This window comes from Streptococcus mitis, from assembly GCF_001579045.1.
In the GTDB taxonomy this organism is placed as follows: Bacteria; Bacillota; Bacilli; order Lactobacillales; family Streptococcaceae; genus Streptococcus; species Streptococcus mitis_D.
Genome location: NZ_KQ970261.1, coordinates 538,016 through 552,116 on the forward strand (window position 1 = coordinate 538,016; position 14,101 = coordinate 552,116).

Below are 14,101 nucleotides of genomic sequence, written 5' to 3' on the forward strand. Positions count from 1 at the left end.
CTCTTTTTTCTTATTTGACATGATTTGCAAGTTCTTCTTGCGCTTTTTTATTGGATTCTGCTTTTTCTTTCATCCATTTTTCTTGAGCTTTTTGATATTCATCTGCAGTAACTGCCTTGTCTTGAAGTTCAAGGTATTTATACAAGACTGGGTCACTTGTACCTTTATTTCCTGACAATGCAAATGGTATTGTAAATGGTACCATCTTAGACAAGATTGGACGACCAGTTTTAGAAGTTGTTGGGATGATCAAGGCACTATCTGTCAACCAAGCTTGGGCTGCTGCGTATTTATCATATCGTTTAGCAACATCTGTAGTCTCATCACCAGCTTCAGTAACCAATTTTTCGTAGTCATATAGACCTACTTTTTTAGCAGCTACATTATCTTCCCCTGAGTCAAATCCTAAATATGTTTTAGTACTTTCTCCTACAGAAGGTTTGATAATATCAAGGTAGGTTGATGGATCGGCAAAGTCTGGACCCCAACCGACATTATCTGATAAATCCCAGTCTTCGCCAGCAGCATTTTCAGCAAATAAAGTTACATTAAGCAATTCATCTTTTTGCAATTGTTGGATATCAATAACAACATTATCAGTTCCTAAAGTTGCTTCCAAGGATTGTTTCATAGATTGGACACGTTGAACTTTTGTAGTTGCTGTCTGGTCAACTGGCATATCCAAATGAATTGGGAAAGTCACACCTTCTGCTTGTAAAGCTGATTTAGCTTTGGCAAATTCAGCCTTGGCTTTTTCTGGATTGTAAAGACCATCTTGTGAATCGGCCAGATTAACATCCTTCCATTCATCCCCGTAATTCACCAATTTCTCTTTGACTATATCGCCAAAGTTTTTCCCATCTGCTTGAACAAATGTTGGTGGCACAAAGAGATTACGCAAGATTTTGCTTGCTCCAGTTTCTCCATTCAACTGAGAGGCATAAGCTGTACGGTCAAAACCAAAGGCAATAGCCTGACGGAAATCCTTGTTTAAGAGCGCCTTTTTAGTAGATGTCTTTTGTTCTTCACTAGTCTTAGATGTGTGTTTATAAGATTGACGATCAATATTTGTTCCGACTAGATAAGTCGTAGAGTCTTGTTGAGTATAGACGATATTGTCTTTCATACTCTTCTCAAGCTCTGCGAAACTTGCACTTGTTGGATAAAGACGAGCTGCTGTAAGGCTACCATCTTTAAAGTTTTCTGCTGGTTTGCTGGTATCTTGCCCATCCCAGAATGACAATTTAACTTTGTCAATATGCACATTGTCCTTATCCCAGTAGTTCGGATTTTTCGCAAATTCAACAGAGGATTTGGTCACAATGGATTTCAGCAAATAAGGGCCGTTATACAAGAGACTACTTGGATCCGTCGCTTTGGCAAAATCGTCCCCTTTTGAATTCAAAAACTCTTCATTGACTGGCGCAAGCACACCCATGGTTGTTTTAGAATTCCAAAAAGTTTCAGGTTTGTTCAAGGTGTATTGGATTGTTTGGTCGTCAAGCGCTTTAATCCCGACTTGAGCGAAGTCTGTGATTTCACCTTTGGCATAGGCATCCAGACCTTTGATTGAATCCTGTACCAAGTAAAGGGCTTCTGCTTTCTTATCTGTTGCATATTTAAGTCCTGTTACAAAGTCCTGAGCCTTAACAGGAGCGTACTCTTCTCCCTCAGATGTATACCACTTGGCATCCTGACGAATCTTATAAGTATAAGTCAAGCCATCCTTAGAGACCGACCAGTCTTCTGCCAATGAAGGAACAAGGTTCCCGTATTTATCATTTTCAAGCAATCCATCAATCACATTACTAGTAATCTCAGAAGTTGCTGCCTTACCAGTTGTCAAATAGTTAAGATTATCTGGATGTGTCTCGTAGGTAAATGCAAAGGTTTTTTCACCTTGAGCGCCTGAACCCCCAGAACAAGCAGCTAAAACACCAGCTGCTAATAAGGTTACTCCCGCAAGAGCCAATACTTTTCTTGTTTTCATAGTATTCTCCTTTGTTTTTTTATTCATTATAGACTCTTTTTCAAGTCCTGTCAATAGAATTTTCTGAATTTTAAGAGTTATTTGTTATATTTGCTATATTCTGAAAAATAAAATTGTTCATTTATGCCAAAAAAGCCAACATAGGTTCTCTTCTGATAAGCAGAAAAGAATCTTGTTGACCTTACTTCTAAAAATCTTAAGTAGCAAAGATTCTAAAATGACAGAATCCTTGCATTATTGTCCCAACTCTTCCGCGACCACTTCCAAAGCCCGTTCGATGACCACATGCATGTCGTAGTATTTATAATCAGCCAAACGTCCACAGAAAATGACCTTATCATTCCGTGCTGCTTCTTCTTGATATTTAGCAAACAGGGCATTGTTTCTCTCATCATTGATTGGATAATAAGGCTCATCACCACGTTTCCAATCTGCTGGATATTCACGAGTAATAACCGTTTTGTCCTGAGTACCATACTCAAAGTGTTTATGCTCAATAATACGAGTATAAGGAATTTCTCGCTCTGTATAGTTGACAACAGCATTTCCTTGATAGTTTTCTTCATCAAGAACTTCATGCTCAAAACAAAGACTACGGTATTCTAACTCACCATGTTTATAATCAAAGTATTGATCAATCATCCCTGTAAAGACAACTTTTTCAGCAGAAGCTTCTAATTCCTGACGATTGGCAAAAAAGTCAAGGCCAAGTTCTACTTCCACATCCTTGAGCATATTTTCGATAATGACATTATAGCCACCGATTGGAATACCCTGGTAACGGTCATTGAAGTAGTTATTATCAAAGGTTAAACGAACTGGTAAGCGTTTGATGATAAAGGGTGGAAGGTCAGTCGCAGAACGTCCCCATTGCTTTTCAGTATATCCTTTAATCAATTTTTCATAAATATCTGGACCGATCAACTTGATAGCCTGTTCTTCCAAGTTTTTAGGTTCAACAGCCTTCATATGTGCCGTTTGCTCAGCAATCTTATCTTTCACCTCTTGAGGAGTTTTTGTCCCCCACATAGCATAGAAAGTATTCATATTGAAAGGTAGATTATAAAGGCTACCCTTGTAATTAGCTAGAGGCGAGTTGATGTAGTTGTTAAACTCAGCAAATTGATTCACATAATCCCAAACTTTTTTATTAGAAGTATGAAAGATATGGGCACCGTATTTATGAACATTAACTCCTTCTACATTCTCACAGTAGATATTCCCACCAATGTGGTCACGTTTATCAATAACTTTTACTTTTTTTCCACGCTTGGTTGCTTCATAAGCAAAAATTGCTCCCGACAAACCAGCACCAACGATTAGATAGTCGTACATAGTCTCTCCCTTATCATTTATCTTTGCATCTCCTTAACTATAGTAAAAGAGAGAATCTTAGTTTCAATCTATTTTAGCACAAAACAAATCATTTCTCAGTTTTCAATAGCCGAGTGATTTAAAAAGACAAGCACCAAAACTGATGTTTGTCTTTATGATTTTGCTTGAAAAGGCTATTTCTAACTATTTAACATGTTTTTCTGCTTCTTTTTGAGCTTTTTCGATTGCTTTTTTACTTTCTTGCTCCCATTTGATCTTAGCTTCTTCAAACTGTTTGGTTGTCACAGTATCTTTTTGCAGTTTCATGTACTTGTAGTTATTGCCATCACCCTTGATACCAACCAATGAATAGCCTCTTGTAAATGGCGTTACTTTAGTTACAGATGCTGTACCACCACTTGACATAGCTGACATGATTAGAGAATTGTCAATCATCCAAGCCTGTGCTTCAGCATATTTTTCATAGCGTTTGGCTACATCTTTATTCTCACTATCTGCATCTTTGAGCATCTTGGTGTAGGTATCCAGACCTAGGCTAGTGATTTTTTCCTTGTCTTCCTTGGCATCTAGTCCAAAAATCTTGAGATAGAAGCCATCCTCTGCATTGAAAGGATTGAGATAAGTTGACGGATCTTGGTAGTCACCTACCCAACCATCAAAGTTCAAATCGTAGTCTCGATCAGCTGGTGTCGGTGCCAAGAAAGCTACGTTATTAAAATCGTCCGTTGAAAGTTGCTGAACATCAATGACAATGTTATCAGCACCTAAAACTGACTCAAGGGTCTGCTTAGCTGAGTTCATGCCTGTCACAGCATTTTTACTTGTCTGATCAACTGCCACATCCAAGTGAATTGGGAAGGTCACACCTTGACTTGCCAATTCTTTTTTAGCTTCCGCAAATTTTGCTTGGGCTTTTTCTTTGTTAAAATAGGCATCCTGAGCATCTGCCAGGTTAATACCTGACCATTCTGTGCCATAGTTGACCAATTTAGAAGCGACTACTTCTCCAAAGATCTTGTCTCCTACTTGGACAAATGTAGGAGGCACTAGGGTGTTACGAAGGGTCTTGCTAGCTGCTTCTTCCCCATTTGACTGGGCAGAATAGGCTGTGCGGTCCAAGGCAAAGTTCACTGCTTGGCGGAAGTTCTTGTTCAAAACAGCTGTCTCAGTCGACTTCTTCTGCTCATCTGTCGTTTTAGCAGTGTGATTGTAAGCCTTACGGTTGACGTTGAAATTGAAATACCAAGAAGTCTTGTCCTGCAAGCTATAGACGATATTATCCTTATATTTCTCCTTGGTCTTGGCGAAGTTAGAACTATTTGGATAAACCCCAGCGATTGAATAAGCGCCACTTTCAAAGTTACGGATGGTCAATTCTTGGTCTGAGCCATCAAAATAAGCCAATTTCACATGTTCAATTGATACTTTATCATGATCATAGTAATGCGGATTTTTCACATACTCGATCGATGATTTTGATGTGAAATCTTTTAACAAATAAGGTCCGCTGTAGAGAATACTATCTGGAGATAGGGTACCAAAATCTTTCCCTTTTGAATTTAAAAACTCTTCATTTACCGGGAAAAGAATACTATTGGTTGTTTTTGAATTCCAGTAAGGTTCTGGGCGTGCCAAAGTATACTCAACCGTCTGGTCGTCAATGGCCTTCACCCCAACCTTAGAGAAATCAGAATCCGCTCCTGTAATATAATCATTCAAGCCCTTGATCGAGTTTTGAATCAAGTCAATAGCCTGTGATTTATTGTCCACTGCATACTTGATACCTGTCACAAAATCTTGTGCCTTGACTGGGGCGTACTCTTCACCGTCAGCCGTGAACCATTTGGCATCTTTTCTCAATTTGTAGGTATAAGTCAGACCGTCGCTTGAAACAGACCAGTCTTCTGCCAAAGACGGAACTAGATTCCCATGATTGTCATTTTCAAGCAAACCATCAACTAGGTTAGTAATAATAGCTGTATTATCAGCGTAGTAGTCTAATAGGTAGTTAAAAGTAGTTGGATTTCCACTAAAGGTTGATGAGTAAGTTTTTGTATCTGAACCTGATTGTCCGCAAGCAGCTAAAAGCAAAGCAGCCGCAAAAGTCAGGCCTGCACTAAGGACACGCTTTTTTGTATTCATCTTCTTTCTCCTTTATGTTAGTTTTTATAACATATATTTATTTTACCAAAATAGTGGGAATTTGTAAAGTTAATTGAATTTCTAGAATGAAAGTTTATAAATCTTGGTTATAAAAAAACAAAGGATTTCTGCCTTTCATACAGTCTTCCCTTGTTTTTATGCGATTTATCATTTAAATATCAATGAATTAACTGATAACCTAACGAAAGCAAGATTCTCATTCACATTATTTTATGTGCTTTTCTAAATCCTTTTGATACTGAGCATTCGATTCCAGTTTTTCCTTTTGCCACTTTTTGAAGGCCGCATCATACTCTTTAGTTGTCACAATATCATTTTGAAGTTCCATTCCTTTAAAAATAAATGGATCCCCCTTAATACCGACCTGTGAATAAGCTTTGGTAAATGGAACAGTACGACTAACCATAGGAGAGCCCCCTGAAGAAGCAACTGGAATAAGAAGTGAACTATCAGTAACCCAAGCCTGTGCTTTGGCATACTTTTCGTATCGTTTATCAAGATTACTTGTCTCAGAAGCCGCATCATCCAAGAGCTTCTTGTATTCATCCAAGCCAACTTTCGCCACAACTTCAGGATCCTTGCCCTTTGTTATACCTAGATGTTTCAAGGCAGAACCCTTCTTAGCATCTAAAATATTGAGATAAGTTGCTGGATCTTGGTAATCTGGTCCCCAACCTGTTCCGTTCAAATCATAATCTTTTTGGGTTGGAACTTTAGCTTGAGAAGTAATACTTTCCTTCTCATTATCTGTCATTTGAAGAACATCTATAATGACATTCTCCGTTCCAAGCGTTTCTTCAATTGATTGTTTTAGCGAATTGGTTTGTTGAACCGCAACTACATCAGTTTGCTCAACAGGCACATCCAAATGAATCGGGAAACTCACTCCCTTAGCTTGCAATTCTGACTTCGCTTTTTCAAATGCAGATTTAGCCTTTGTTGGATTGTAAATTGTATCCTTACCATCTGTGAGAGTCACATCTTTCCACTGTTCTCCATATTTCAGTAGTTCATCCTGTGCCAACTGTCCGAAGGTCTTCCCAGCTACTTGAACATAATTATCTGGCACTAGACTATTACGAATAATCTTATCCGCACCCTCTTCACCGTTTAATTGAGCTGTATAGGCGTGGCGATTAAATGCAAAATTAAGAGCCTGACGGAAGTTCTTATTGAGAAGAGCTTCTTTTGTTGATGTCTTTTGTGACTCATCTGTTTTAGCTGTTTTATTGTAAGACTGGCGGTTTACGTTCACAGTGAGGTAGTAGCTTGTTGCCTCTTGTGGACTATAGACAATCTTATCTCCGTACTCTTTCTTAGTTGACTCAAAGTTTGAGCTTGCTGGAAAAAGACGTGCAGTGGTATAGGCACCTTGTGTAAAGCTACGAATTAAGGATTCTTGATCTGAACCATCATAGAATGTCAATTTAACATTATCAATTTTGACATTTTCCTTATCCCAATAGTTAGGATTTTTTTCATATTCAATCACAGATTTAGAAATCAAAGATTTCAAAAAATATGGGCCATTGTAAAGAATACTTGATGGAGTTGGCGCTCCGTAATCCTTACCTGTTGCATTCAAAAATTCTTCATTTACAGGAAGCATGGTTGCTGTGGTTACTTTAGAGTTCCAAAAACTTTCCGGGTTATTAAGGGTATATTCTACCGTATAATCATCAAGAGCCTTCACACCTACAGTTGAGAAGTCGTTTGTCTCACCACTAACATAAGCCTCCAATCCTTTGATGGATTTCTCAATCAAAGAAAGACCATCTGACTTACCATCTGCTGCATGTTTCAGACCGGTAACAAAATCCTGAGCCTTAACTTCCGCATACTCCTCTCCTTCAGAAGTATACCACTTCACACCTTTACGAAGTTTGTAGGTATAAGTCAAGCCATCTTTAGAAACTGACCAATCCTCTGCTAGAGAAGGAATGAGATTCCCATATTTATCATTCTCTAAAAGACCGTCGACGACATTACCTATTACGTCAGAAGTTGAACTTTTACTTGTAAGGCTATAATCCAAGGATGATGGATCAACTGCATAAACATAAGAGAATGTTTTGGGAGCATCTGCATTCTTTTCACTTTTCCCACAAGCTGTTAAAAGAATGGCTGTGCTCAAGGTCACTCCTGCTCCTATGAGCCACTTTTTCGATTGCATAAATAATCTCCTTCAAAATAGTATTTTCACTATTATACCCTATTTTTTTATAAATGCAAGACTTCTTGTAGAATTTGTTAGAAAATTCTAACAAATGTTTTTAAAAGAGTTTTTACACAACTTTTAGCAAAAAGAGGCTGGGAAAAAAGTCTTTAAAACAAAAAACGCATAATATCAAGTCAGTACAATGAAAACCTTGGTACTATGCGTTTTATTGTGGGAAGATTTACTTCATTTTCTCCTGAAGTCGAGTTTTTGCCCAATCTCTCTCATTTTAGTCAGTCAATTCCACACAGAAAGCATCCCATGGAGCTAAGATTTGTTTTTCAAAGACTTCTTGAGCTAGGGTGTTTTCAATCAAGACAGATTTGACATTTCCTTCTACTGTCAAGTCTTGCTCTTCATTGGACAAGTTAGCCACAACTAGGAAACGACGGTCGCCATCTTTACGGATATAGGCGAAGACCTTGTCAGTTGTTTCCAAGAGTTCAAAGTCAGCTCGAATCAGCCAGCTATTCTCCTTACGGATTTGAACCAGTTTCTGATAAGTATAGAAAATAGAATCTGGATTTGCCAGTGCTTCTTGAACGTTGATTGCTTGATAGTTTGGATTCACTGCTAACCAAGGTTGACCTGTTGAGAAACCAGCGTTTTTGCTCTCATCCCATTGCATAGGGGTACGGGCATTGTCACGTCCAATGACACGGATACTGTCCATGATTTCTTCCATCGGAACACCTTTTTCAAGAGCTTCACGCGCATAGTTAAGAGATTCAATATCTTCTACTTGATCCAGCGTTTCAAAGGGATAGTTGGTCATCCCAATCTCCTCACCTTGGTAGATATAAGGTGTTCCTCTCATGAGATGAAGTAAGATTGCAAAGGCTTTGGCAGATTTTTCGCGGTATTCTTGGTCATTTCCCCAGATTGAGACGATACGAGGAAGGTCATGATTGTTCCAGAAGAGCGAATTCCAGCCATCTTCAACTCCTAACTCTGTCTGCCATTTATCGAAAATCTCTTTTAACTTAGCAATATTCAGTTCTTTTTGATAGTGCCATTTAGGCTGACCTTCCTGATACTGAAGACCGATATGTTCAAACTGGAAGACCATAGACAATTCTTGTCCCTTTGGATCTGAGTAGAGCTTGGCAATCGCTGGCGTTGCTCCCCATGTTTCCCCTACTGTTAAGAGATTCTTATCTCCAAAGGTCGCCTGATTCATCTCCTTGAGATAGGGATGGAGCATAGGACCATTATTAACTACTTTCTCGTAAGGAATTTTCCCAATCATGTCAATAACATCCATGCGGAAACCACCAATACCTTTATCAATCCAGAAGTTCATCATCTCATAAACTTTCTGGCGAAGTTTTTCATTTTCCCAGTTGAGATCAGGCTGTTTCTTGCTGAAAAAGTGGAGATAGTACTGACCCGACTTTTCATCGTATTCCCAAGCAGAACCACTAAAGATAGAATCCAAATCATTGGGTTCATCCCGCCAAATATAGTAGTCACGTTCAGGGCTGTCGGGATTTTCACAGGCCTCGACAAACCAAGCATGTTCATCTGAGGTATGATTGACCACCAAGTCCATGATGATACGAATATCACGCTTCTTAGCTTCCGCAATTAGTTGGTCCATGTCCTCCATGGTTCCGAAAATAGCTGCAATCGCTTGATAATCAGCAATATCATATCCATTATCATCCATAGGACTATCATAAACGGGAGAAAGCCAAATCGCTGTAATCCCTAACTTGGCGAGATAGTCTAACTTATTGGTAATACCTGGCAAGTCGCCAATTCCATCTCCGTTGCTATCCATAAAGCTCTTAGGATAAACTTGATAGACTACGGCATTGTGCCACCATTTTTCTTGCATCTTCTTACCTCATTATTTTAATAATCTACAATCTATGATAGCGCTTTTCAGAATTTTGTGCAAGCGTTTGCCTAATCTTTTTGATTTCTTTTTTGACTCCATAGTTTCCTAACTTCCAATTTTTTATTATAATAGAGGTCAGAGGTAAAAAAATGAAAAAACAAGCTTTTAGTTCTGAACAATATTTGAATCTACAGCGCGACCACATTTTGGAGCGCATTAACCAATTTGACGGCAAGCTCTACTTGGAGTTTGGTGGCAAAATGTTAGAAGATTTCCACGCCGCTCGTGTTCTTCCTGGTTATGAGCCTGACAACAAAATCAAGCTCTTGCAAGAATTAAAAGAGCAAGTCGAGGTTGTGATTGCCATTAACGCTAGCAACATCGAACATTCCAAAGCACGTGGTGACTTGGGCATTTCTTATGACCAAGAAGTTCTTCGTTTGATTGATAAATTCAATGAATTAGGGATTTTTGTTGGCTCGGTAGTCATCACACAGTACGCTGGTCAACCAGCTGCAGATGCTTTCCGCAATCAGTTAGAGAAAAACGGAATTGATTCTTATCTTCATTATCCAATCAAAGGATATCCAACAGATATGGATCACATCATTTCTCCAGAAGGCATGGGGAAAAATGACTACATCAAAACTAGTCGCAACTTGATCGTCGTAACCGCTCCTGGACCTGGTTCTGGAAAATTAGCAACTTGTATGTCCAATATGTACCACGACCAGATCAATGGCATCAAGTCTGGCTACGCTAAATTTGAAACCTTCCCAGTTTGGAATCTTCCCCTTCATCACCCAGTCAATTTGGCCTACGAGGCTGCTACAGCAGACCTTGATGATGTCAACATGATTGACCCCTTCCATCTCCAAACCTATGGAGAAACTACTGTCAACTATAACCGTGATATCGAGATTTTCCCAGTGCTCAAGCGCATGTTAGAACGTATCCTTGGTAAATCTCCATACGCTTCTCCGACAGATATGGGTGTCAACATGGTTGGTTTCGCTGTTACAGATGATGAAGCTGCTGTCGAAGCTTCTAAACAAGAAATCATCCGCCGTTACTATCAAACTGTTCTTGATTTTAAAGCCGAAAAAGTTGGCGAAGCAGCTGTCAAGAAAATTGAGTTGCTCATGAACGACCTCGGCATCACACCTGCAGACCGTAAGGTTGCTGTCGTTGCGCGTCAAAAAGCAGAAGAAACTGGCGGACCAGCCCTAGCCCTTGAATTGCCAAGCGGAGAAATTGTCACTGGTAAGAACTCAGAACTCTTTGGTCCTACAGCAGCTGCTCTTATCAACGCCATCAAGAAATCAGCTGACATCGCTAAAGAAGTAAAACTAATCGAACCTGAAGTTGTTAAACCAATCCAAGGTCTTAAAATCGATCATCTCGGTAGCCGCAATCCACGCCTTCATTCAAATGAAATCCTGATTGCACTTGCTATCACAGCTACAGAAAATCCTGATGCTGCTCGTGCTATGGAAGAACTTGGCAACCTCAAAGGAAGCGAAGCCCACTCAACCATCATCTTAACCGATGAAGACAAGAATGTCCTTCGTAAACTAGGTATCAACGTAACCTTTGATCCTTACTACCAATACGACCGCTTGTATCGTAAATAAAGATTTCAACCTCTCCACTCTCGGAGAGGTTTTCTCTCTGTCTCAGGAGCCAGCTTTATGTTATAATGAAATTAGAAAACTGAAAGGATTTACCATGTCAAAAGAAGTTATTGTTGAAAGTTTTGAACTTGACCACACCATTGTTAAAGCCCCCTATGTTCGCTTGATTGGGGAAGAAACTGGACCAAAGGGAGACATCATCTCCAATTATGATATTCGCTTGGTGCAACCAAACGAAGACTCTATCCCTACCGCTGGCCTGCACACTATTGAGCACCTCTTAGCCAAACTCATCCGTACCCGCATTGACGGCATGATTGACTGCTCACCATTTGGTTGTCGCACAGGCTTCCACATGATTATGTGGGGGCGCCATACCAGCGCCGAGATTGCAGCTGTTATCAAGGATTCGCTCAAGGAAATCGCTGAGACTACTACTTGGGAAGACGTCCCTGGAACAACCATCGAATCTTGCGGAAACTATAAGGACCACAGCCTCTTCTCTGCTAAAGAATGGGCGAAACTCATCTTGGAACAAGGGATTTCAGATGATGCCTTTGAGCGTCATGTGATTTAAATACAAAAGGAACCAGTTTTTTTCAGCTGGCTCCTTCTTTTTATTCTCAAAATCTTGGCTTATACTCAATGAAAATCAAAAAGCAAACTAGGAAGCTAGCCACAGACAGTACTTGAGTACGGCAAGGCGAAGCTGACGTGGTTTGAATTTGATTTTCGAAGAGTATTAAGCTTTTTCACGAATGACTAAAATGCCATCTTCCATATCTGCTTCCAGGTGTTTGGCATCTAGGTGATCCAAATGGAAGTCTGTCACCTTATCACGAATTTCTTGTTCAACCACGCGACGGAGAGGACGAACACCCATGACTTCGTCATAACCTTCTTCTGTGATATAATCTTTAGCCGCTTGACTGACTACCAAATCAATGTCTTTCTTAGCCAAGGTTTGGTTGACTTCGGCCAACATCAAGTCCACAATCTTAGAAAGATCTTCCTTAGTCAAGTGTGAGAACTCGATAACTGCGTTAAAGCGGTTAAGGAATTCTGGACGGAAGAAGGGTTTCAAACGATCCATCAATTCTGGTTTGTCCGCATCTTCTGTCAAGTTGGCTTCATAGCCAAATCCAGCATTTGAGGTCGCAATAATGACAGTATTTTTGAAGTTTACTGTGTTTCCTTGACCATCTGTCAAACGACCATCATCTAGAACTTGGAGGAGAAGGGTAATGACTTGAGGATCAGCCTTTTCAATTTCATCCAAGAGAATGATAGAGTATGGATTGCGGCGAACGCGTTCTGTCAAGGTATTGTTGTTGTCATCGTAACCAACATAACCTGCAGTTGTACCAATCAATTTAGATACGGCTGTGCGGTCACTGTATTCAGACATATCCAAACGGATAATGGCTTCCTTGGTTCCAAACATATCTAGCGCCAATTGCTTAGCAAGTTCTGTCTTACCAACCCCAGTTGGACCTACAAAGAGGAAGCTACCGATTGGGCGATTACCTTCATCAAAACCAGCACGGTTACGACGGATGGCACGGGCTACAGCTTCAACTGCCTTATCTTGACCGATTACCTTATCTTGCAGACGATGAGCCATATCTTTCAAACGTTCGATGTCTGACGCTCCCATTTGTGACACTGGAATACCGGTCATTCGTTCTACAGATTCAGCCACATCGTTGATACTTGCAGTTACCTTCATATCTTCTGTATGGTTTTCGATTTTCTTTTCCAATTCTGCGATGCGTGTTTTATAGTTTAGAGCTGCTTCAAAATCTTCTGACTCAACAGCTTTTTCTTGCTTGTCTTTTTCTACCTCAATTTCACGTTCAACAGCATGAACATCTGTTACTGGATGCTGAGCTGCCAAGTGAGCTGCCGTTACATCTACAAGGTCGATAGCCTTATCTGGCAAGCTACGTTGAGGAATATACTGAACAGAATAATCCACCGCTGCTTTCAAAACTTCGTCTGGCAAGATGACATTGTGGTGTTGCTGATAGAGGTCACGAATTCCTTGAAGAATTTTATATGTATCCTCTGCTGAAGGAGCATTGACCTTGACTTCGTTGAAACGACGAGCAAGAGCTGCATTCTTCAAGATGGTGTTACGGTATTCATCTTGAGTCGTTGCCCCAATCACTGTCAATTCTCCACGAGAGAGAGCTGGCTTAAGAATGTCTGCAAGCCCTTTAGAACCACTGTCTCCACCAGTGCTACCTGCACCGAGGATTTGGTGAATTTCATCAAAGAAGAGAATAATATTCCCTGCTTCTTTCACTTCATTGACTAGGTTTTGAACGTTTTCTTCAAAACTACCACGGTATTGAGTACCAGCCTCAAGACCTGAGATATCAATGGAAATAATTTCCTTATTCTTAATAGCAGCTGGAACATCGCCGTTCACAATGGCTTGTGCCAAGCCTTCGACAACGGCTGTCTTACCAACACCTGCATCCCCGACCAAAACAGGATTATTCTTGGTACGGCGTGAGAGAATTTCAGACGTTTCTTGAATTTCCTTGTTTCGTCCGATAACAGGATCCAACTTGCCCTCACGCGCTTCTGCAGTCAAGTTTCGACCTAGTTTAGCAAGGACACCGTCTTGTTTCATACTTGAAGCCTGTTGTTGCATTTGTCCATCAGTTTCTGCATTTCCTGGAAATTGACCCGTTGCACGATAATGAGCAAATTCCTCAGGTGTGACTTCACGTCCATTAATTAAGTAGCGACGGTTTTCAGAACTGTATCCTCGCATACCACCCATCAATTGGTTAAATAGATCATCCATGTTGTTAAAATTATTAAAGTTGTTGTTCATATTCTTTACCTCGTTTATTGTTAATTATTTGCGTCCTCTGATATTGACTATCTTTGACCTTTGTTTTAAA

At 40.0% G+C, this 14,101-nt stretch carries 8 protein-coding genes; 2 read left to right on the top strand and 6 right to left on the bottom strand.

Translation table 11 applies throughout. The features are described from left to right. Positions 1-10 precede the first annotated feature (10 nt). From SMIDD28_RS02445 to SMIDD28_RS02465, 5 genes are all read right to left on the bottom strand, one after another. Positions 11-1,990 (bottom strand): peptide ABC transporter substrate-binding protein, encoded by a 1,980-nt coding sequence (locus SMIDD28_RS02445; RefSeq protein ID WP_061424586.1) that lies wholly within the window; start codon positions 1,988-1,990, stop codon positions 11-13. Between the two features lie 234 nt (positions 1,991-2,224). Next, the gene (gene glf, locus SMIDD28_RS02450; RefSeq protein WP_061424440.1) at positions 2,225-3,325 is read right to left on the bottom strand and encodes a UDP-galactopyranose mutase; all 1,101 of its coding nucleotides are present in this window, start codon (positions 3,323-3,325) and stop codon (positions 2,225-2,227) included. Between the two features lie 183 nt (positions 3,326-3,508). Then, positions 3,509-5,467 carry a peptide ABC transporter substrate-binding protein gene (locus SMIDD28_RS02455; protein ID WP_061424442.1) on the bottom strand — a complete coding sequence of 653 codons (1,959 nt, stop codon included), beginning with the start codon at positions 5,465-5,467 and terminating at the stop codon, positions 3,509-3,511. Between the two features lie 226 nt (positions 5,468-5,693). Beyond that, positions 5,694-7,661 carry a peptide ABC transporter substrate-binding protein gene (locus SMIDD28_RS02460; RefSeq protein ID WP_061424444.1) on the bottom strand — a complete coding sequence of 656 codons (1,968 nt, stop codon included), beginning with the start codon at positions 7,659-7,661 and terminating at the stop codon, positions 5,694-5,696. 274 nt (positions 7,662-7,935) lie between these two features. After that, complete coding sequence (locus tag SMIDD28_RS02465) at positions 7,936-9,546, bottom strand: glycoside hydrolase family 13 protein (RefSeq protein ID WP_061424446.1); 1,611 nt, start codon at positions 9,544-9,546, stop codon at positions 7,936-7,938. A 152-nt stretch (positions 9,547-9,698) separates the two neighbouring features. Between SMIDD28_RS02465 and SMIDD28_RS02470 the strand changes: the two genes are divergently transcribed. Both SMIDD28_RS02470 and SMIDD28_RS02475 read left to right on the top strand, forming a co-directional pair. Further along, on the top strand, positions 9,699-11,183 hold the full coding sequence (locus tag SMIDD28_RS02470; protein WP_061424448.1) for a DUF1846 domain-containing protein: 1,485 nt from the start codon (positions 9,699-9,701) through the stop codon (positions 11,181-11,183). A 94-nt stretch (positions 11,184-11,277) separates the two neighbouring features. Beyond that, entirely contained in the window at positions 11,278-11,760 is a 483-nt protein-coding gene (locus tag SMIDD28_RS02475; RefSeq protein ID WP_000032547.1) for an S-ribosylhomocysteine lyase, read from the top strand. Positions 11,761-11,925: 165 nt separating this feature from the next. On the opposite strand, the gene SMIDD28_RS02480 is transcribed toward SMIDD28_RS02475, so the two are convergent. After that, positions 11,926-14,031 (bottom strand): ATP-dependent Clp protease ATP-binding subunit, encoded by a 2,106-nt coding sequence (locus SMIDD28_RS02480; protein ID WP_061424450.1) that lies wholly within the window; start codon positions 14,029-14,031, stop codon positions 11,926-11,928. Positions 14,032-14,101 lie beyond the last annotated feature (70 nt).